The sequence below is a fragment of the Acinetobacter legionensis genome, from assembly GCF_048551735.1.
GTDB lineage: Bacteria > Pseudomonadota > Gammaproteobacteria > Pseudomonadales > Moraxellaceae > Acinetobacter.
Window position 1 is genome coordinate 99,150 of record NZ_JBIMBV010000009.1, and the last position, 20,357, is coordinate 119,506.

A 20,357-nucleotide genomic window follows, 5' to 3' on the forward strand; every position below is an offset into this window, starting at 1 on the left:
TAAAAAACCTCCAAATGGAGGTTTTTTCTTGCAGCAGTCTTTTAACAAAATTTTAAAGAACCATAACAGTTAGGAGCAAAATCCTGAGTTGCCAATTTCAAATCTTTAATCGGAAAATATAATGGATTTGAGCCCGACAAATTAATTTCCCCAATTGCTACCTCACTCGCAATACAAGATAAACCTATTACACCAGGACATTTCACTGTATTCTCAGATTTAGCAAGGTATTCATTTAAACTAGGTACAACTTGTTTCAAAACATCATTCGTCACATCAATTGTATTCGATGGTGTCACTTTGCCAATATCAATTTCATCTTCAATTGCTAGCCACCATCCTCTTTGTGCTGCAATTTCCGCGTTTGGCCACCACACTGATTGTTGCTGTAATGATAAAGAAAATGGATTATTCAATTGTAGCTTGTGAATGTATCCTAAGCTTTGATTAATATCTAAATTTGCAGTTAAACCAGAAATACTCCCACTGGCATTTAATGTTAAAAAAGATAAATCAATACCTGCAAGAATTGGCTTAATTGAACCATTGAAAAATAGCTCATCAATTTTAGCTGTTCCAGTTAAAAGGGCACTATTCATACGATTTCCGTATAAAGTTTTCCCATTAATTGCTAATGTAGCGCCAGTAGATTGTAGCCCTAGATTATAGTCATTTGTCTGAAAACTTGCTGTTGGAAGAATGCCTAGTTTGATATTACCTTTAATAGACATATCTGTATCAGCATATTGTAAATTCCTTGCAGTTGTATTAGCAATGCCTGTTGTTGCTTTAATTTTTAAAGCACCACTTAGACTATTAATACCATTTGGTGAGTTTGAATTTTCAGTACCTGCTGTTAACAAACCCAATGCTTTTTCAGCACTTAAGCGTAAACCCACCACTTCTCTTGTCGAAGCAGTATCAGGATTTTTAATCGCAAATTCTATAAATGGATTAGTCAGTTTTGCACTTGAACCTACACGACCTTCACGGGTATCTGCTAGACCAGAAAGGCTCAAATTATCAATATCAATATCACATCCACCTGCACCATTTGCGCCCCCACAACCCAATTGTAGTTTTTTAATATTGGCATTCAGTTCAAGATCAGCTTCAAGGCCCAGTTTATAAAAACCAACTCCTAGTCCTTGCATCTTATTCACCGAGTCATTGGGTGCAATATAACTCAAACTCATCAATGCCTGACCACTGACTTTAGAAAGCTCCTTGTCTGTTAATTCGGTTAATCCTTCAGACTGCAAAGTGTTTGCAAAACAATAAATCGGAGTAACCAACAGACCATTTATTAAAATCATCTTCATGATTTTAATAATTTTTCTAGCCTTAATATCCATATCATATGCTCAATTTTTTATTATTGGTCAAAACTATATGAAAATGATAGTAAAAAATAGGCTTAACACAGTCAATAACTCAATGAATCCAGTATTTTTCTATATCAGCTAACTTTCACAATGATTCTAAAGGATTTTTATTTATGATTTTTTTGTTTTTTTATGTAATTACAATGCATCATTATACCGCAATTTTATTTATGAGTAATGCTATATATTCTCCAAACCATATTGCAGTTTGCAAGTCACCTGAGGGCGGTGTAATTTCAACAGGTGCATTATCTGATTGTGTCATTAACCCTAAGTAACCCGCCATACGATTTAAATCTGTAGGCTTCACACCTGTAGGCATTAAAGGCAATCCAGACCATAACATGCCATGTTGCATAGCAAAAATATTAATTTGTTGTAAGACGGAAAGCTTATCTCCACTTAAACCACCTGAATTGGTAAATGCGGCAGCAAGCTTGCCCTGCCAATCACGATTTTTCCAACGTTTAGATGTCGAGTCCATAAACATTTTAAATGGACCTGTAACACTTCCCATATATGTAGGTGAACCAAAAATAATAGCATTCGCCTGATCCAAAATATCCCAGTCAATATGCTCAATATCCATGGTATGGACAGTTACACCAATCTTTACTGCGCCTTGTGCAATATAACTCGCAACTTTTGCAGTATGACCAAATGGGCTGTGGTAAACGATCGCGATAGATTTAGCAGATAAAGACATATCAATTGAAAACAAACAAATTTGCTCAAGTTTAACATCTATTCAATTTTAAACAATTCTTGTAATGTTCAGAAAACGCATTAATAGATTTTTTAAACTGCAATAAATCTATTTAAAAATAAAGAATTAATTATGAATAAATACAAAAGTTGCCATACGACCTGTTTTTGCATGACGGCGGTAAGAATAGAAATCTTGATCTTGTCGATAAGAACATTGGTCCCCGCCTGTAATCACATCGACCCCATGCTGTTTGAGAATGTAACGTGCAATCGCATATAAATCAGCGTAATACTTACCTTGTTGCTCACTCTTTATAAATGCTGTTTCTAATTCAGCATATTTAGAGCAAAAAGCAGTTTTTACTTCTATACCAATTTCAAAACAAGCTTGACTAATCGCTGCACCTAACCAAGCCCAGGTAGGTTGAGATTTCATATTGGCAATTGTATTTTCAATAATCCCTCCAGCTAACCCTCTCCAACCTGCATGTAAGTTTGCAACTTCACTACCCATCTTATTGCCTAATACAACAGGCAAACAATCAGCGGTCATCATCATCAAAGCATGCCCTTGATTCTGTGTAACTAATCCGTCACCGACCAATGCTGTAAAGGTCATTTCTTCATTGACAGTATGACAAATTGTACTGTGAGTCTGAGTCATCCACGTGATTTTATTGACACCCCATTCAGCAAATTCATCTAATAAAATCATACGATGCTGTTGTACACGTTTAGGATCATCATTTACATGCAATGCCAAATTAAAACCTTCAAGTTCAGGCTGTACAGATGGCAAAGCCTTTGGGTGCTGTATATGTGTCTGTCCGACATATACACCTTGAGGTAATCCTTGAACAAATTGCATCTGGCACATTTCCTACTTAAATCATTTCACGACTCTATAACTATAACAAATTCAATCAACCCTTGATCAATACTTTAATTAATTTAATTGATTAGTAAAGCTAAAAATTTCAACCAAATTTACTGTTATTTCTTTAATCAAAATTAACAATATCAATTAAAACTTGAATAGCGGGTAATCCCTAAAAAATTAGATCCTAATGTCTTATTCGACTTGAATTAAACATGGATATTAATAAGTTGTAGTATTTATATCCATTACGTCAATCCTTCTGGATACTTTAAAAATAGAAACGCTTGAGTGGTTATGAAATGCCTATTGAGGGATATCACTACAAAATTTTGGTCTTTATTTTAATCAAAATACCACCTCAATCGAACTTTATTATAAATAAAACAACTTAGCGTATGTCGCAACATCATTACCTTGCAAAAGATTACTTAAGCAAAAGATTTCATAGTCGAATCACTTCTATTTTCGAAGATTTTCAGGTCAACTCTGCCTATCAAAACAGAATAATGTCATCAGAATGAGTAAGGGATCAATCAAAATATACGCCGATTTTTTCAACAGGACAAAAGATAGTTGTGGTTACCCAATAACTTTATAAAACTGCTCTCATTGAGCAGCTTTATAATACAAATCAATCAATACGCTTGATTTTCAGAACGTAGAACTTCTACCAACTCAACGAAATCATCTGACCATGGTGCTTCAAACATCATTTCTTCTTTTGTACGTGGATGAACTAAGCCCAATTTAGACGCATGTAAAGCTTGGCGTTTAAAATTACGCAATGCACTGCTCAGTTTTTCAGAAGCGCCTGCTGGAACTTTAACACGGCTAACATAGACTGGATCACCCACCAATGGATAACCAATATAGGTGAAATGAATACGGATTTGATGAGTACGCCCTGTTTCAAGTTGCGCCTGTACACGGGTAAAATTTTGAAAACGTTCTTTAACATTGTAATGCGTCACTGCATCACGGCCACCCGGTAAAATAGCCATTTTTACACGATCTACAGGATGGCGCTTAATCGGTTCATCAATCGTACCACCTGCAATAATATGACCATAACAAATCAAGTCATATACACGGTAAACTGTTTTTTTAGCCAATTGCTTACTTAAAGAAAATTGAGCTTCCAGATTTTTAGCAACAACCAATAAGCCGCTGGTATCTTTATCTATACGATGCACTAAACCCGCGCGAGTTAATTCGGCAGATTTTGGATAATGATAAAGCAAGGCATTGACTAGAGTACCATTTGGATTACCAGCTCCTGGGTGTACAACCATACCTACTGGTTTATTGATGACCATAATATCGTCATCTTCATAAACAATATTTAAAGGTATATTTTCAGGTTGTGCAGAAGTTTGTGCTTCTAACTCAACATCTAAACATAGAAGTTCATTGCCTTCACATTTATACTTAGGCTTGACAATGTTACCATTTACCAACAAATGACCTTCTTTCATCCACTGCTTGAGTTTTTCACGAGAAAACTCGTTCCAAACCAGTGCTGCGACTTGGTCAATACGTTGCCCTAAATAGCTTTCATCCAGTTGAAATTGCAACGATAAACGTGTTGCAGTTGGTGCAGAATTATGATTATCTGCATCCTCAGAATCTTCAAGTAAATTGAAATCGTTTTCTGGGAAATTAGAATTAGAAGAGTGTGCTGAAGTCATTTGCTCATTCGGACAAAAGTGGTTTAATAGCGCAATTGTAGCCTATTGCCCGTATAAACAGAGGAATTTTTATGTCGCTACCACGTTATAAAGTCACAATGCTTGCTTTAACTGTAGGCTTAGCAACTGCATTTGTCGGCTGTAGCAGCAATCCGAAGAAGGATGTTGTTGATACAGGCCCGAAATCAAATGAGCAGACTTATTACAATAATGCGATAAAATCATTAGACCGTGGGCAATATGGCGATGCTGCAAAAGCGTTAGAAGCAATGGATACTTATTTTCCGACTGGGCAATATGCACAACAAGCTCAGCTTGAATTGCTTTACACAAAATTTAAGCAAAAAGATTATGAAGGCACAATTGCACTGGCAGATCGTTTTATCCGTTTAAATCCTCAACATCCGAATTTAGACTATGCCTACTATGTCCGTGGTGTAGCCAATATGGAGCAAAACTATGACAGTTTGCTTCGCTATACCTCATTAAAACAAGCGCATCGTGATGTAGGTTATTTAAAAATTGCCTATCAAAATTTTGTCGACTTAATTCGTCGCTACCCTTCAAGCCAGTATTCAGTTGATGCCGCACAGCGAATGAAATACATCGGTCAAGAATTGGCTGAAAGTGAAATGAATACTGCACGTTTCAATATTAAACGTAAAGCATATTTGGCTGCGATTGAACGTTCACAATGGGTGATTGAACACTATCCTCAAACCCCTCAAGTTCCTGAAGCCTTAGCAACTATGGCATATGGTTATGATAAGTTGGGCGATAAAGAAACATCACAACAGTACATTGGCGTGCTTAAGCAAAACTACCCGAACCTTGTTAAATCAAATGGTGAAGTGAATATACGCGCAGCACGTAAAGAAGCCAGCTGGTGGAACCGTGCAACATTAGGTATTTTAGGTCGTGGTGATAAAGCAGAAGTATCACAAGAAGCGAGTTCTGAAACGTCTGATCAAGCAGAACAAAAATCAAGCTTGTTGAATAAAGTGAGTTTTGGCTTACTTGATCGTCCAAATCGTGAAGTATCTAAAGAACCCGCACGCGCAGATGAAAGTTTGTATGATGGACAACGTAAATAAATATTGATTGCGACAAATCAAGACGGGTTTTTACCCGTCTTTTTTATTCATCGATATTTTTAGAAGCAAAACTACGTTAAACTTTAAATTAGTTTAAACGATACATGACATTAAATTTATGGCTATTCCTCAGCACACGATAGATCAAGTTTTGGATCGCACAGATATTGTCGATCTGATTGGTCAACGTGTGAAATTGAAAAAAACTGGTCGCACCTATTCAGGCTGTTGCCCTTTTCATCAGGAAAAGTCCCCCTCTTTTCATGTTTACCGTGATAAACAGTATTATCACTGCTTTGGTTGTCAGGCAAATGGCAATGCCATTCGCTTCTTAATGGATATTGATAATCGAAACTTTGTCGATGTCATGAAAGAACTCTCCAGCCATGCAGGTGTCGAACTTCCTAAAGACAATCATGACAATAAAAAATTGTCATATAAGCGTGAAGTATCCAAGCCTAAACCAGCAGTGAAGGCTGTAGAAGATAAATTAGTAGATTCTAAACCCGCTGAGCAAAAAACAGATTATGTTCAGCCACGTGAAGTTGATCCTTTCGAAGCTTTTAGCCAATATCCAGATCCAGAGCATTTCGATCCAACCCAATTTGATCCAACTGGTTTTAACCAAATCCCTCAAGATGGTAACCTTTATGATCTTCTAGAAAATATTGCACAATTTTATGAACGGCAATTGCCAAACAGTAAAGTCGCGCAGAATTATTTTAAACATCGTGGCTTAAGTAGCGAAACCATCCAATATTGGCGTTTAGGCTATGCACCAGAAGATTGGCAACATTTGGAAAAAGCCTTTCCACAAGATATTGAAGGTTTAAAACTGCTGGGGTTAATTCGTACCAGTGATAGTGGTCGTGACTTCGATTTGTTGCGTGATCGGGTGATTTTCCCAATTCGAGACAACAAAGGTCGTGTTGTCGGTTTCGGTGGTCGCGCATTGAATGATGAAATCAAACCGAAATATATTAACTCACCTGATTCTGAAGTTTTCCACAAAAATCAACTCCTTTACGGCTTGTATGAAGGGCGTAAAGACCGTGCGCAAAATTGGCTCATGGTAGAAGGCTATATGGATGTGATCGCCTTACAACAGAATGGGATTTCTGGGGCAACAGCAACATTAGGTACAGCCAGCAATGCTGATCACTTAAATATTTTATTTAAGCAGAACAATCAGATCACAATTGCATTTGATGGTGATGCCGCGGGACAAAAAGCAGCACGTCGAACCTTAGAAATTGCCCTGCCATTATTAAATGATGGTCGTGAACTTAAATTCTTTGTTCTACCCAAAGAGCATGATCCAGATTCGTTGATTCGTAAAGAGGGTTTTGAAACTTTTCAACGTATATGGCAACAATCCCCATTATTATCAGATTTTGTCTTTGCATTGTTAAGTCAAAATTATGATGTTGCTACACCTGAGGGCAAAAGTCAGGTGATGGCTGAACTCAATCAACTAACGGAATTACTGCCTAAGCAAGGTTCTTATCGCTATTTATTAAGACAATTCTTTAAAGAAAAATTAGGTTTTAATCGAAAATGGCAACCTCAAGTCAGCTTAGATGCCTCATTGTCATTTAATATTCGTACTAAAGATGAAGACTTTGCTGTTGCGATTTTGATGCAACACCCATTTTTGTATATTCATTTTGAAGTATTACGCGCATTGATTCATCCAGATGAACTATTGGCGCAGATCTTAGCCGTATTTGACCGTGTCTTTGACGAGCTACCAGACGATCAAGAACTTGCAACCTATTATATTTTAGGTGCATGTGGCGCTTATCATTTGGAATTATCTGAAATCATCCAACGCACTAATATTCAGGCTTTGGCTGAAGCGCCTGAAATGGCAGATAAATTGGCTTCAGATTACTCTTTAGCCTTGCAAGAGAAATATTTAAAATTAAAGCTTAAAGCCCCAACTTCGTTAAGTGAATCACGTAATTTACGTAAACAACTCAATGAACTGACTAAACAAATTAGTTTAAAGCTGGTACATCATTAATTTTTAATAAACGCTTCATTGAGCTTATCGAGTATTTTGTAATACAAAAAATTCATATGGCTATTGGCCTCTTCCATTGAGGAGTCATGAGGCTTATATAGGTTTATAAATATACGTTTTTGAAAGTTTTCATCACTAAAAAACACGGTAGTAGGGAAATTAGAGTCTGAGTGTGCATTTATACTTTCGACCATAAGTGCATCCAATAACCGCCCTGAATAATCTAGATAAAAGCTATATAGTTTAGTTTTTTGAGATTTTTATAGCATCGATCAACTGAATCAATTACCCCCATAACTCCACCCGAAATAGAGAGGCGATGTAGATCCTTAATTGCTTGGTTCAATAATACATCACTGTCTTTTACAGGCTTTGAAAAGTATTCTACTGACAAACACAATAATATGAATATATAAAGTTTTAAGCATTTTAATTACCTTAATTTCATTATTCTAATTTAATCGCACGAATAGATACACCAATAATAGCTGGCGAAGCAAAAACATTAAATCACATTATTTTAAAAAATAATCACTTCGCTTTTGGTTTTCTTTCTTGTTCAAAAATATCCTGAATATTTTCTTTCATCCACTCAAAATGTGATGGATCTTCATCTTGCGCCGCATTGCGTAATAAAATTGAAGAAGGATGCAATAACTTTTGGGTCAAACGATGCGCAAAATCCTCAAGTACATGTTGAGTATCCTCACCTGCCTGAATACGTTCTAAAGCATGCGACAATTCCATCTGACGTTGTTCTTTACCGTGTTCACGAAATTGTTGAATTGTACTCCCCGCTTCTTTTACTTTTTGCTGAGTCACCAACTGGGTCACCAGTTGATTAACCATGACTTCAGCTTCAACCGCAGCTTGACGTCGTTGTGCTAAATTTTCATCAATTACGCTTTGTAGATCATCCACACCGTATAAATACACACCATCCAAACTTTCAACTTTTGGATCTATATCACGAGGTACAGCTAAGTCGACCATAAGCATTTGTTGATAACGACGTTTTTTTAAAGCAAACTTCACATCTGCATAAGCAATGACTTGATGCAAACTGCCTGTACAACTCGAAATTACATCCGCACGATAGAGATTCGAAGTTAATTCATCAAATGGAATAATTTCTACTTCAACACGATGTGCTATTTCTTGTGCTAATTTTTCTGCCCGTTCACGGCTTCGATTACAAATCAGGATTTTTGCAACACCCATTTCAGCCAAATGTTTCGCCACCAAGCTGTTCATTTCACCTGCGGCAACCACCATGACTGTAAGCTGTTCAGGCTTACTAAACACTTGCAATGCAAGTTGAGCAACTGCATATCCCATCGAAACAGCATGGCTACCCACTGCAGTTTCAGAACGTACCCGTTTGGCTGCATAAAATGCATATTCAAATATTTGATTTAGGTTTTGCGAGACGATTTCAGCATCTTTTGAGATTGATAGTGCTGTTTTAACCTGCCCAAGAATTTGTGGCTCACCTAGCATCAACGAATCTAAACCACTTGCGACTCGCATCAAGTGCGAAACAGCATCGGTATTTTCATAACGATATACATGATTTGACAATTGCTTTACATCAATACCATTGGTTTGGGCGAGCCAATTTAATACCATATCGGCATTTTCAGCCATGGCATAGACTTCAGTACGATTACATGTTGAGACCACCACCATATCATTCAAATTTTGGCGAAGGCTTTCTACAGCAAATAAATCTTTTAATCGTTCTGGATTAAAAGCGATTTGCTCACGTAGCTCAACAGAGGCAGTTTGATGGTTGACACCCAATGCAAAGAAAGACATATCAGATCATCATTTCGTTAAATTTGTGCTATTGTGCAATAACGGTGTCATAAAAAGCATACTTGGATTCGGAAAAATTGCGTCAAATAAACAACCGCTTAAGCGGCATGACAATTAAGCAATATTCTACCACATTCTTACTGGTTGGTAGCATGGCTTCTAGTGCTCATATTAGAGCATCTGGAGAATTTTATCATGCGAAATATAATACAAATGCATTAAAACAAAGTATTATTGCTGAATTTTCATTGGCTTATAATGATACAGCAACTGCTTTACACAATTATACTGTGCTCGCAATTCGTAGTAATTCAACCACCATTAAGCAACGTGCCTTGAATGTTGCAATTGAACAAAATGATTTAAAAGCCGCTTTAGACATTGCCACCCATTGGGTTGTACAAGAACCTGAAGATGTTCCTGCAAAATTTTACTTGGCACATATTGCGCTCAAATCACATGAATACGAACTTGCTGCAGAAACCCTAGACAGTATTCTCAACATTGACCCTAACGCTGATTTAGAAAAGATTTTAGAAGGAATTGCACCAGAATCAGAAGTAGATCGTCAAAATCTGCTCAGTACACTGAGAGCGAGTAAAGAAAAAAATAACCCTTCTGTGCTTATTCTAATTGCAGGTTTGGAAGCGCAAAACGATGAAATCGAGCAAGCGCTAAAAACTGTCAATAAAGCACTAAGAAAACGTTCAAAAGTGACTGGCTTTATTTTGATGAAAGCCAATTTATTAGAGGCTTTGGGTGACCAAGAAGCGACTTTAAAATGGTATGATCGAAGTAGTCGTAAAAACAAATATAACTATGATATCCGTCTAGCTGAAGTTAAATATTTGATCAAGATTCATCAATCTGAATTGGCCTTAACTAAATTAGAATCTATTATCCAAACTTGGCCGGATGCTGAAGAAGCCCTATTTATCGCAGGTTTAACTGCGATTGATTTAAAAAAGCTAGATCAAGCTGAACAATATTTGGTGGAATTACGTTATTCGTCACGTTATCAAAATGAAGCTTATTTTTATTTGGCAGTAAATGCTGAACGAAAGCAAAATGATGAAACGGCAAAAGCCTATTATCGTCTGGTTGATGGGAACTTATATACGGTTTCACGCCGTAATCTGGTCTCGATTTTTGAAAGACAAGACAAGATGAATGATGCTTTGCGGTTTTTAACCCAAGAACGTGTCAATTATCCACAACATGCAAGTTTCTTATATCAGGCTCAAGCTGAGATTTTAAAACGCATGGGCAATAAAAAAGCAGCATTGAGATTACTCACTGAAGCAGTGAAGAACTTGCCTGATGATCCTGAAATTCTCTATTCAGAAATACTGCTTCTTGATCCATTTGAGGATCGTGATTTACTTGATAAAGCACTGAAACAACTTTTAACTTTAGAGCCCAATAATCCTGCTTATTTAAATGCTTATGCCTATACGCTTGCACTACAAAATAGACGTTTAGATGAAGCGCGAAAGTATGCTGAACATGCCTTAGACTCTGCACCAGATCAAGCCTCGATTTTAGATACGCTGGGATATATCACATTCTTGCAAAATGATTTTGATGCTGCCTCAAACATTTTATCGAAAGCTTATAATTTGAGTCATAGTGTAAACATCGGTATTCGATATGCAAAATCCTTGTATATGCAAGGTGCGTTAGCTCAATTTAATGAAGTGTTACAACAACTCAAACAAAATCACCCAAATGATCCTCAATTAAATCAATTAGATTCATTAATATTACCGCAACATATTAAAAAGAGTTAATGACTTGTATGCGTCACATTCCACAGATCTTTTGTAGCCTAACTGCAGCAACCGTTTTTACACTCACGGGTTGTCAGCAAGTCGTAAAGCCTGCACCAACCACACCAACGCTTACGGCACCCACTGATGCCACAGCGCCTCAGCAAAAACCGTCAAATCAATTTAATCTTGAAGGGAAAATTGGGGTAAAAACACCTAAACAGTCTGGCAGTGCGTTCTATACATGGACGCAAGACCAACAAGATTTTAACATCCAATTGAATGGGATCTTAGGCATTGGCAAAACCATTATTGAAGGAAAATCTGGGGAAGTTACTCTAAACAGCGCTAAAACAGGGTCAATTTCGGCTGAAACACCAGAAGAACTGCTTGAAAAAGCCACAGGCTGGAATGCACCTATTACGCATATTGTCGATTGGGTTCAAGCCTACCCTGCCACTGAAAATGCACAAATCACAAGAGACAATACTCAACGTATTGCTCAAATCATTGAAGATGGCTGGACTGTAGATTTTAGTTATAATAATCAAGCAAGCTTGCCCAACAAGCTGATTTTAAAACAACAACTTGAATCTGGTCAGGAAAATCGTATTACAATGGTGATTCAAAACCGCTAAATCTTTACCTTAGACAATGAAATCTATGATTCGTGTTCCCTCTCCAGCAAAATTGAATTTGTTTTTGCATATCACAGGTCGCCGTGAAAATGGCTATCACGAGTTGCAAAGTATTTTTCAGCTGATTGATTTGTATGACTGGTTAGAATTCACCCAAACAGAACATTCTCAACCAGAAATCAGTCTTGAAGGTTTTAGTAACGTCGATTTGGAACATAATCTGATTTATAAAGCGGTTCAAATTTTAAAACCTTATGCCACACAGCCATCTGGTTTAAAAATTCGTATCGAAAAGAATATTCCAATGGGTGCAGGTCTAGGTGGTGGTTCTTCCAATGCTGCCACTACATTGGTCGTGGTCAATCAACTTTGGCAGTGCGGTTTAAATACTGAGCAACTGGCTGAGCTTGGGGTGAAATTGGGTGCAGATGTTCCAATCTTTGTTCATGGTCGTAATGCTTGGGCTGAAGGTATAGGTGAACACTTAACATTCATAGACTTAGATCAAAAACAATACATTGTGTTAAAACCTGATTGTTTTATCAGCACTCAACGACTTTTTTCGCAAAAAACATTGACAAGAGATACGAAGCCTACTAAATTTTGCGCCTATCAGCTAAAGCCATCCAATTTTAGAAATGATTTTGAGCCACTGGCAAGAAATTTATATCCTGAAGTTGATGAAGCAATGCAGTATTTAGATCAGTTCGGTACAGCAAAGCTTACAGGTACAGGTGCTTGTGTTTTTGTTGAAGTCACTGAACAAATGAAGATTGATGATGTTTTAAAGTATTCACCCTGTAAAGCCTATTTGGTCAACAGTTTGAATGAATCACCACTCACTCATTTTACAGTGTAATGATAGGGGCGTCGCCAAGTGGTAAGGCACCGGGTTTTGATCTCGGCATCCGTTGGTTCGAATCCAGCCGCCCCTGCCATCATTTTTCATCTGTAGATCGTTGTATTTTAGGGGCGTCGCCAAGTGGTAAGGCACCGGGTTTTGATCTCGGCATCCGTTGGTTCGAATCCAGCCGCCCCTGCCATTAAATACAACATCAAATTAGGGGCGTCGCCAAGTGGTAAGGCACCGGGTTTTGATCTCGGCATCCGTTGGTTCGAATCCAGCCGCCCCTGCCATTTTCTCAAAAAAGACAGAACATAGTAATTTGTATTTAATGTTGATTTACCTTGACAGAGACATGCAAAAACACTAAAATTCTGCCGCATTAGGGGCGTCGCCAAGTGGTAAGGCACCGGGTTTTGATCTCGGCATCCGTTGGTTCGAATCCAGCCGCCCCTGCCATCTAATTCAAATCTGCCAACCGCCAAGGGTGCTTCATGCCCAATCTTGTCGTTTTTAGTGGAACTGCGCATCCACAATTCGCCCAAAAAGTCGTTAGCCATTTGCACATCCCTTTGGGAGCTGCTGCTGTAGGTAAATTTTCTGATGGTGAAATCACTGTCGAAATTACTGAAAATGTGCGTGGTAAAGACGTGTTTATCGTACAGCCCACTTGTGCCCCTACGAATGATAACCTTATGGAAATCTTAGTAATGGCAGATGCTTTGCGTCGTGCAAGTGCTGGTCGTATTACTGCTGTAATTCCATACTTCGGTTATGCACGCCAAGACCGTCGTCCTCGTTCAACTCGTGTTCCAATTACTGCAAAAGTTGTAGCAGACATGCTCACCACTGTTGGTATTGACCGTGTTGTAATGATCGATTTGCATGCTGACCAAATCCAAGGTTTCTTTGATATTCCTGTAGATAACATCTATGGTACGCCTGCTTTGCTTGCTGACTTACGTCAACAACAACATCACAACCTAATGGTGGTTTCACCTGACGTTGGTGGTGTAGTTCGTGCACGTGCTGTTGCAAAACAAATGGGTGATATCGACCTTGCAATTATTGATAAACGTCGTCAAAAAGCGAATGAATCACAAGTGATGCATTTGATTGGTGATGTACGTGATCGTGACTGTGTGATTGTCGATGACATGGTTGATACAGCTGGTACTTTGTGTAAAGCTGCCGATGCACTAAAAACTTTTGGTGCTCGTAAAGTGGTTGCTTATGCAACGCACCCTGTACTATCAGGTAAAGCACTCGAAAATTTAAGCAAATCTGTAATTGATGAATTGGTTGTTACTGACACAATTCCACTTTCAGATGAAGCATTAAAACTTGGTAAGATTCGCCAAGTTTCAGTAGCAAGTATGGTTGCTGAAACAATTCGTCGTATTAACAACGAAGAATCTATTAGCGCAATGTTCGATTCTTATCTATAATAGCGCCAAATTTTCAAAGCCCTACTCTTTGGTAGGGCTTTATATCACTGGGCTGGTCGAAAGTTCAGTCAATTACACTCAATGAGGAAATGTCATCATGGCAAACTTCGTATTAAATGCAGTAGCACGTGAAGAAGCAGTTCAAGGGAAAGGTTCGAGCCGCCGCCTTCGTCTTCAAAACAAAGTTCCAGCGATCATCTATGGTGGTTCTGCTGAACCTGTAGCGGTTACTTTAGAACTTCGCGAGCTTGTTAAAGCTTTAGAAAATAACTCTTTCTTTGAAGAAGTTATTGATCTTAACATCGAAGGTAAAGTTGAAAGCGTTAAAATCCAAGCTTTACAACGTCACCCAGCTAAAAACACACCAATGCACGCTGACTTTAAACGCGCATAAATGTTAAATGGTGTAAATGAGTGAGTAAACTTTCACTGATTATTGGTTTGGGTAATCCAGGTTCTGAATATGCCCAAACCCGCCATAATGCAGGCTTTTGGTTCGTCGAACGCCTTGCAGAACAATATGGTATTACATTAAAAACTGATTCAAAGTACAAAGGAATCAGTGGTCGCGGTAATATTGAAGGACAAGATGTTCGTCTACTATTGCCCACAACATTTATGAACCTTTCTGGTCAAAGTGTTGTTCCCTTTGCAAAATTCTACCAAATTAAACCAGAAGAAATTCTCATCGCTCATGATGAACTGGATATGAATCCGGGCGTCATTCGTTTAAAAACTGGCGGTGGACATGGTGGTCACAATGGTCTACGTGACATTGTTCCTCATATTGGTTCTAATTTTCATCGCTTACGTATTGGCATTGGTCATCCCGGCGCTAAAGAAAAAGTTTCAGGACATGTACTGGGTAAAGCACCAAGCAGTGAACAGACTTTAATGGATGATGCAATACACCATGCTTTAGGCAAAACAAAATTATTGGTTAATGGTGAGATTCAGCAAGCAATGAATCAAATCAATGCTTATAAAGCATAATTTAAACCTAAATTTTATGTTCTTTGTTCAACAATTTTTCTTGCCATGATTCATTTTTAAGAGCAAAATGCGCTTTCAAATGCATCCCCCCATTGAAAATTGTTGCTTCAACACAAGATAACAATTGTAAGGGCTACTCTGGAGACGCAAATCATGCTATCTCGTTTATTAAAAGCAAAAATCCATCGTTGTGTTGTTACACAAGCAGAATTACATTATGAAGGTTCTTGTGCAATCGACGGTATTCTTTTGGATTTAGCTGGTATCCGTGAATATGAAGAAATTCATATGTGGAACGTGACTAATGGTAAGCGCTTTACAACCTATGCGATTCGTGGCGAAGAAGGTTCAGGCATCATTTCAGTCAATGGTGGTGCTGCACTTCAAGCTGATGTTGGTGATTTAATGATTATTGCCACATTTGGTGATTTTACTAATGCTGAAGCTGATGCGCATAAACCACGTCTTGTATATGCAAATCCAGACAATACAGTAAATCACACAGCAAACTGTATCCCTGTTCAAGTTGCATAATTGCACACAAATGATTCAAGACCCGCAATGATGCGGGTTTTTTATGCCTACTCAGCTTATGATGATTTATTTACAGAACTAAAACCATCACGCCAACGTTGTTTATTCTCACAGTCTAAATCTTGTAGTTGCTTTCCTCTCAGAGATGCAAGAATCGCATTCCCCTGTCGATCTACTTTAAATTCTGCATAATGTGCAGCTTGATAGCATTGCCCCAAACCTTCAGCGAATAAAAAACTTTTTGCAGCTGGATATAATGATGTATATCGATTATCAGGGTTTTTCAAAATCAATTTTACAGTTTGCGCATCTTTAGGCTTTTCAAAATAAGTATGTGCTACCTTTTTCTGTTGATCTAATGCTACATAATTCAAAACAGAGGACTTATTTTTTATACGATCATCATAATAATGACCTGAGAATACCTGACTGATTGTCTCATTAGACTCTATAGCGGGTTTGGTTGAATCTAGGTGATTTTCAATTGAAAATCTAGTCTCCTGAGGAGCTAAGTAAAGCTGATAATTCAGTGCCATGTAATCCCCTTGAATAAATGAACGAGGATCTGCAGGTTGTAAGCGGACATATATACTCTGACTATTTTTCAGATGCTGTTCATTCTTAAAAATGATGCCTAGAAAAAGAATAATACAGATTAAAGCAAGACAAAGAGGAATGAATTTTTTCATGTATTTACCCCCTCTTTTGATTGGAATTTATGCAGTACCCAAGTCAGTATCAACAAAATTAATCCTGAGCTAAAAATACTCAGACTTTTAACAAGGAAACTAACATTCAAGGCATAGTAAATAAACCATAAGGTTAACGCCAAAGTCACTAAAGCAAAACCATAGACAATCCTATCGTGCTGTGACAATGCCCATGAAAGTATGGCGATACAAATAAAAATTTCAAAATAGCCATAAAATATCAGTACTGCAGCAAAAGCCAATAAAATCAATTGAGCAATCAAGCTAAATTGATTACGAATCCTCAACACCATAAACAAAGCCAACCACAAAATAGGCAGCCCCAAGCTAAGAATAGGAAGGTATCTAATTTTATCTAATTCATATTGTCCAAATAGTGTATAGAACCCCATGGATGAAAGAATAATTAATAAATTAGCCAATGCTAAACTTCGTTGGTATTGACTGGGTTGAATACGATGCATCCAAATCATTACGAGATAAAACCCATAACTCAATAAGACCAGAAATGAAAAATTTTCAACAAAACGATGTAATCCAAGCAGAACGTTTAAATCCCAAATCAACGCAATACCTGATAAATACAAAGCAAATAGCTGGATAAAAATAAAGAACCAATGGCTGCGAATAAAATAACTAAGATACAGCATGGCAAATTGAATAAAGAAAAGTGGAAAGAATTGATCAGTCCATTCAAAGGTATGGAAAATTACAGCATTTTGCCCTGCGACCCATATACAATAAGCGAACTGTCTTAAAAATAAAGCTTGTTTCTTTGTTAAAATAAAGGCGGCCAATACTACAAAAACGGCCCCCATAATCAAGGAAAAATTACCCCAAAATGTCAGCATCAATGATGCCAATAAAACACCTGCAATCCACGCACCTACTGCGATAGGAATATTGTTAAATTTGTTTTGCGGAATAAACTTAATCAATAGGAAAGTAATCATTGCAAACCAAGCGAAAACAACCAAAGCAATTGAAAATAATCCTAGCACTTCAGATTCATGAAATAGACTATTCATCCATTTGAAAATCACCAGCGTAAACGTAATCCCTAAACCTACTGCTGAAAGTACACTACATAACTGATCTCTTTTTCGATAAAAATAAGTTAATGCGACAGAAAGAAGAAAAAATGATGAGATTAAATAAGCGATCTTAACGTCTATCAATCTAAAAATCATGGTTGTGGCGAATGCCAAATCACCATCACCATATAAAAATAACCCCATATGCCAAATTGAAAGAATTCCAAACCATAGGATAAAGAGATAACGCAACTTTTGATAATAACGAAGACAAAAATAAAACTGAAATAATGACAGAAGATTTAAGCTAAATAAGAATGTAACTGGATATTCATCAGCCCAAAATGTTTGTTTAAAAAACAAAAATAAGGTGAGTTGACTGACAATACAGAGCAATGTAAAAACACCAATATTCGGACGATACAACCACGGCAATAATAAAATAGACCAGATTAAAAATAGTAAATAACTATCTGCCCCTGTTTGATAAATTTGACCTATGACCGCCAAACTTAAACCAATCATCAAGCCACTTACTGTATGTAAACACTGTACTAAATAATCATGCTTAGCCAAAAAAATACTCGCTAGAGCACTGAGTAATAAAAATATTTGTGGAATAGCTAATTGAAAAAACTGAGGCAACATTAACCAATTTGCAGCAGTCAAATATAAAATACTGACTGCAATTAGAGAAAATCCCAAAACCTGTAAGTGTTTAACAAAGTCATCGTTACGCCATGAATAGACATCTTGCTGAATCGTGATCAAGCTTAGTCTCCTTATTGTATTGCTATTCGTTGATCACTATGACCACAAATATTCTTTTAAATGTATAAGTTTAATTATTTTCTATAGCAACTATTGTTCTATCTATAGTACTGATCATTCTAAAAAAAAGCATCCATTTAGAAAAAAAGTGTCTATAATAAATGCACATCGCTTCAGGGCGGGGTGTAATTCCCCACCGGTGGTAAATTGGACGGATTTTCAAGCCTGAGCCAACAGCCCACGAGCTTATCGCGCTTAATCGTGATTCGCAGATTTGGTGAAATGCCAAAGCCGACGGTATAGTCCGGATGAAAGAAGACGACGTCACAGCTTAAAAATTTCAATATTCTTTATTGAAAAAGGTTTTGTAACGCCACTATTTCAAATGTCCTGAAATGTTCAACCGTATTTTAACTTTACGAGAGCGTTTCAATGTCTAGTTTAATTCAACCCGAAATTTTCTTTTCTGCACTATCGCCTGCAGACCAACGTATCGAACAAGCAATCGAAGATATGCGCCAAGGCAAGCCTGTTTTGGTCATGGACGATTTTGATCGTGAAAACGAAGCAGATTTAATTGTTGCAGCAGAAACCCTCAATATTGAAACTATGGCACGTATGATTCGTGATGGTTCAGGGATTGTCTGCTTAACCATTACCGATGAATTAGCAGATCACCTTGACCTGCCACCTATGGTTCAGGACAATTCAAGTCAGTTTAAAACGGCTTTTACCATTACCATTGAAGCAGCACAAGGTGTAACAACAGGTGTTTCTGCAAAAGACCGTACCACTACTATTCATGCTGCAATTAAAACAGGTGCTGTCGCAAGTGATCTGAATCGCCCTGGTCATGTTTTTCCATTGCGTGGTCGTAATGGGGGGGTTTTAACCCGTCGTGGACATACAGAAGGTTCTATTGATTTAGCACGTTTAGCCGGTTTAAAACCCGCCGGTGTGTTATGTGAAGTGACTAATCCTGATGGAACAATGGCTTCAGGCATTCAAGTTTTAGCATATGCACAAACGCATCATTTAACACTTATTACCATTGAAGAATTGGTTCAGTATCGTTTAAAACACAATGTCTAAGAAAATATTTTAAGTCATTACATTTAGACAGAGTAAAAAAGCCAGTTCAAATCTTTGGACTGGCTTTTTAATATTGATTAGGTATTCTTGATTAAAGTACGATTAAATGACAGGGCCCGTTTTTGTTTTAATTTTTATAAGTGACATTGATTAAAATTAAATAGCCAAAATATTGAGGTCTGTTAAATAATAGATCATTACGGGAACTGGGCTTAAACATCTTCTAAATGTAAAATACTTTGACGAATACCGTCTGCGCGTAACCATGCGAAATCATAACTCGCATTCGCCAATGCCAATACACGGCGTTCAAATTCATCCCAAAGCGGTTTTACCTGTTTCTCTTGAATTCCCAAACCACTCTCTTCTGCAAGATGTTTATTTTTTTCACAAATTTTTAATGCATGATACAACTTGCGTCCTTTAGAAGCTGAGTCCATCACTCGTATACGTTTACCTAAAATAAAACCTTCGATATGTCTTAAATCGGCAAAAGGTAACATCGGAATTAAAATTTGATCGAGCTGTGCATCCAGCCTTTTCCAAACGGCTAAACGTTGCTCTGAATCATATGTATTCCATTGGATCACTTCATGATTAAAACGACGGCAACCACGACAAACAGAATCACCAAATACCGTTGAACAACGACCAGCACATGGCGTTAAGGTAGGTATCCGACGTTCGTTACTCAAAATTTACTCCTTACATCAACGATGTGACACACTTTTTCGGTACGAAATAATCTTTTCGCAATACTATATATGGTATATAAAATATTTTAAAGCACTATATTTAGTATAAAAACCCACATTTTTTTCAGGGAATAAAAAAACACTACAAAGACTAGGGTTTTCTCGCATATTGATGTAAATCACGCTAAAATGTGCGCCTTAAATTTTATTCTATCTTAAATATTTGGAGT

18 protein-coding genes, 4 tRNA genes and 1 riboswitch are annotated in these 20,357 nt (G+C 37.4%); of the genes, 14 read left to right on the plus strand and 8 right to left on the minus strand.

Annotated features, from left to right (window positions below):
- Positions 1-41: 41 nt before the first annotated feature.
- The 4 genes from ACG9ZL_RS10040 to rluD form a co-directional block, all read right to left on the minus strand.
- Entirely contained in the window at positions 42-1,355 is a 1,314-nt protein-coding gene (locus ACG9ZL_RS10040) for a hypothetical protein (protein WP_336952744.1), read from the minus strand.
- Positions 1,356-1,536: 181 nt separating this feature from the next.
- Positions 1,537-2,091: a flavodoxin family protein gene (locus tag ACG9ZL_RS10045; protein WP_419327634.1), complete on the minus strand. Its 555-nt coding sequence runs from the start codon at positions 2,089-2,091 to the stop codon at positions 1,537-1,539.
- A 126-nt stretch (positions 2,092-2,217) separates the two neighbouring features.
- Positions 2,218-2,961 (minus strand): peptidoglycan editing factor PgeF, encoded by a 744-nt coding sequence (gene pgeF / locus ACG9ZL_RS10050; protein ID WP_419327620.1) that lies wholly within the window; start codon positions 2,959-2,961, stop codon positions 2,218-2,220.
- 647 nt (positions 2,962-3,608) lie between these two features.
- Positions 3,609-4,661, minus strand: coding sequence for a 23S rRNA pseudouridine(1911/1915/1917) synthase RluD (rluD, locus tag ACG9ZL_RS10055; RefSeq protein WP_419327619.1), 1,053 nt, complete (start codon positions 4,659-4,661; stop codon positions 3,609-3,611).
- 71 nt (positions 4,662-4,732) lie between these two features.
- On the opposite strand from rluD, the gene ACG9ZL_RS10060 reads away from it, so the two are divergent.
- Both ACG9ZL_RS10060 and ACG9ZL_RS10065 read left to right on the plus strand, forming a co-directional pair.
- A complete protein-coding gene (locus ACG9ZL_RS10060) occupies positions 4,733-5,755 on the plus strand; it encodes an outer membrane protein assembly factor BamD (RefSeq protein ID WP_004819623.1) in 1,023 nt (340 codons plus the stop codon).
- A gap of 118 nt (positions 5,756-5,873) precedes the next feature.
- A complete protein-coding gene (locus tag ACG9ZL_RS10065) occupies positions 5,874-7,781 on the plus strand; it encodes a DNA primase (protein ID WP_336952751.1) in 1,908 nt (635 codons plus the stop codon).
- Between the two features lie 531 nt (positions 7,782-8,312).
- Here ACG9ZL_RS10065 and hemA read toward each other — a convergent pair.
- Positions 8,313-9,599 (minus strand): glutamyl-tRNA reductase, encoded by a 1,287-nt coding sequence (gene hemA / locus ACG9ZL_RS10070; RefSeq protein ID WP_419359908.1) that lies wholly within the window; start codon positions 9,597-9,599, stop codon positions 8,313-8,315.
- Positions 9,600-9,676: 77 nt separating this feature from the next.
- On the opposite strand from hemA, the gene ACG9ZL_RS10075 reads away from it, so the two are divergent.
- The 11 genes from ACG9ZL_RS10075 to panD all read left to right on the plus strand — a co-directional run bounded on the left by ACG9ZL_RS10075 (position 9,677) and on the right by panD (position 15,825).
- Positions 9,677-11,389, plus strand: a complete 1,713-nt coding sequence (locus ACG9ZL_RS10075) for a tetratricopeptide repeat protein (RefSeq protein WP_336952756.1) — start codon at positions 9,677-9,679, stop codon at positions 11,387-11,389.
- Positions 11,390-11,397: 8 nt separating this feature from the next.
- Positions 11,398-12,006 carry a lipoprotein insertase outer membrane protein LolB gene (gene lolB / locus ACG9ZL_RS10080; protein WP_336952757.1) on the plus strand — a complete coding sequence of 203 codons (609 nt, stop codon included), beginning with the start codon at positions 11,398-11,400 and terminating at the stop codon, positions 12,004-12,006.
- A gap of 25 nt (positions 12,007-12,031) precedes the next feature.
- On the plus strand, positions 12,032-12,865 hold the full coding sequence (ispE, locus tag ACG9ZL_RS10085) for a 4-(cytidine 5'-diphospho)-2-C-methyl-D-erythritol kinase (protein WP_419359910.1): 834 nt from the start codon (positions 12,032-12,034) through the stop codon (positions 12,863-12,865).
- A 4-nt stretch (positions 12,866-12,869) separates the two neighbouring features.
- Positions 12,870-12,944 (plus strand) — tRNA-Gln (locus tag ACG9ZL_RS10090).
- Between the two features lie 30 nt (positions 12,945-12,974).
- A tRNA-Gln gene (locus ACG9ZL_RS10095) sits at positions 12,975-13,049 on the plus strand.
- A gap of 19 nt (positions 13,050-13,068) precedes the next feature.
- A tRNA-Gln gene (locus tag ACG9ZL_RS10100) sits at positions 13,069-13,143 on the plus strand.
- A gap of 91 nt (positions 13,144-13,234) precedes the next feature.
- Positions 13,235-13,309, plus strand: a tRNA-Gln gene (locus tag ACG9ZL_RS10105).
- A gap of 35 nt (positions 13,310-13,344) precedes the next feature.
- Complete coding sequence (locus ACG9ZL_RS10110) at positions 13,345-14,298, plus strand: ribose-phosphate pyrophosphokinase (protein ID WP_004722497.1); 954 nt, start codon at positions 13,345-13,347, stop codon at positions 14,296-14,298.
- 97 nt (positions 14,299-14,395) lie between these two features.
- The gene (gene rplY, locus ACG9ZL_RS10115; protein WP_004722499.1) at positions 14,396-14,692 is read left to right on the plus strand and encodes a 50S ribosomal protein L25; all 297 of its coding nucleotides are present in this window, start codon (positions 14,396-14,398) and stop codon (positions 14,690-14,692) included.
- Between the two features lie 20 nt (positions 14,693-14,712).
- Positions 14,713-15,291, plus strand: a complete 579-nt coding sequence (gene pth, locus ACG9ZL_RS10120) for an aminoacyl-tRNA hydrolase (protein ID WP_004722502.1) — start codon at positions 14,713-14,715, stop codon at positions 15,289-15,291.
- A 153-nt stretch (positions 15,292-15,444) separates the two neighbouring features.
- Positions 15,445-15,825, plus strand: coding sequence for an aspartate 1-decarboxylase (gene panD, locus ACG9ZL_RS10125; protein ID WP_004722504.1), 381 nt, complete (start codon positions 15,445-15,447; stop codon positions 15,823-15,825).
- A 56-nt stretch (positions 15,826-15,881) separates the two neighbouring features.
- Here panD and ACG9ZL_RS10130 read toward each other — a convergent pair whose 3' ends face one another.
- On the minus strand, positions 15,882-16,514 hold the full coding sequence (locus tag ACG9ZL_RS10130) for a GDYXXLXY domain-containing protein (protein WP_419359912.1): 633 nt from the start codon (positions 16,512-16,514) through the stop codon (positions 15,882-15,884).
- Complete coding sequence (locus ACG9ZL_RS10135; RefSeq protein WP_419359914.1) at positions 16,511-18,340, minus strand: DUF2157 domain-containing protein; 1,830 nt, start codon at positions 18,338-18,340, stop codon at positions 16,511-16,513. Before ACG9ZL_RS10135 ends, ACG9ZL_RS10130 begins: the two co-directional genes overlap by 4 nt.
- A 166-nt stretch (positions 18,341-18,506) precedes the next feature.
- Positions 18,507-18,664, plus strand: a riboswitch (FMN riboswitch).
- A gap of 108 nt (positions 18,665-18,772) precedes the next feature.
- On the opposite strand from ACG9ZL_RS10135, the gene ribB reads away from it, so the two are divergent.
- Positions 18,773-19,432 (plus strand): 3,4-dihydroxy-2-butanone-4-phosphate synthase, encoded by a 660-nt coding sequence (ribB, locus tag ACG9ZL_RS10140; RefSeq protein ID WP_419327614.1) that lies wholly within the window; start codon positions 18,773-18,775, stop codon positions 19,430-19,432.
- A gap of 212 nt (positions 19,433-19,644) precedes the next feature.
- Here ribB and ACG9ZL_RS10145 read toward each other — a convergent pair whose 3' ends face one another.
- Positions 19,645-20,127 (minus strand): DUF1289 domain-containing protein, encoded by a 483-nt coding sequence (locus ACG9ZL_RS10145; RefSeq protein ID WP_336952762.1) that lies wholly within the window; start codon positions 20,125-20,127, stop codon positions 19,645-19,647.
- Between the last annotated feature and the right edge of the window lie 230 nt (positions 20,128-20,357).

Excerpts from the sequence above, each read along its gene's own strand:
- ACG9ZL_RS10040 (WP_336952744.1), bottom strand. The coding sequence starts at position 1,355 with ATGGATATTAAGGCTAGAAAAATTATTAAAATCATGAAGATGATTTTA.
- ACG9ZL_RS10045 (WP_419327634.1), bottom strand. The coding sequence starts at position 2,091 with ATGTCTTTATCTGCTAAATCTATCGCGATCGTTTACCACAGCCCATTT.
- pgeF (WP_419327620.1), bottom strand. The coding sequence starts at position 2,961 with ATGCAATTTGTTCAAGGATTACCTCAAGGTGTATATGTCGGACAGACA.
- rluD (WP_419327619.1), bottom strand. The coding sequence starts at position 4,661 with ATGACTTCAGCACACTCTTCTAATTCTAATTTCCCAGAAAACGATTTC.
- ACG9ZL_RS10060 (WP_004819623.1), top strand. The coding sequence starts at position 4,733 with ATGTCGCTACCACGTTATAAAGTCACAATGCTTGCTTTAACTGTAGGC.
- ACG9ZL_RS10065 (WP_336952751.1), top strand. The coding sequence starts at position 5,874 with ATGGCTATTCCTCAGCACACGATAGATCAAGTTTTGGATCGCACAGAT.
- hemA (WP_419359908.1), bottom strand. The coding sequence starts at position 9,599 with ATGTCTTTCTTTGCATTGGGTGTCAACCATCAAACTGCCTCTGTTGAG.
- lolB (WP_336952757.1), top strand. The coding sequence starts at position 11,398 with ATGCGTCACATTCCACAGATCTTTTGTAGCCTAACTGCAGCAACCGTT.
- ispE (WP_419359910.1), top strand. The coding sequence starts at position 12,032 with ATGATTCGTGTTCCCTCTCCAGCAAAATTGAATTTGTTTTTGCATATC.
- ACG9ZL_RS10110 (WP_004722497.1), top strand. The coding sequence starts at position 13,345 with ATGCCCAATCTTGTCGTTTTTAGTGGAACTGCGCATCCACAATTCGCC.
- rplY (WP_004722499.1), top strand. The coding sequence starts at position 14,396 with ATGGCAAACTTCGTATTAAATGCAGTAGCACGTGAAGAAGCAGTTCAA.
- panD (WP_004722504.1), top strand. The coding sequence starts at position 15,445 with ATGCTATCTCGTTTATTAAAAGCAAAAATCCATCGTTGTGTTGTTACA.
- ACG9ZL_RS10130 (WP_419359912.1), bottom strand. The coding sequence starts at position 16,514 with ATGAAAAAATTCATTCCTCTTTGTCTTGCTTTAATCTGTATTATTCTT.
- ribB (WP_419327614.1), top strand. The coding sequence starts at position 18,773 with ATGTCTAGTTTAATTCAACCCGAAATTTTCTTTTCTGCACTATCGCCT.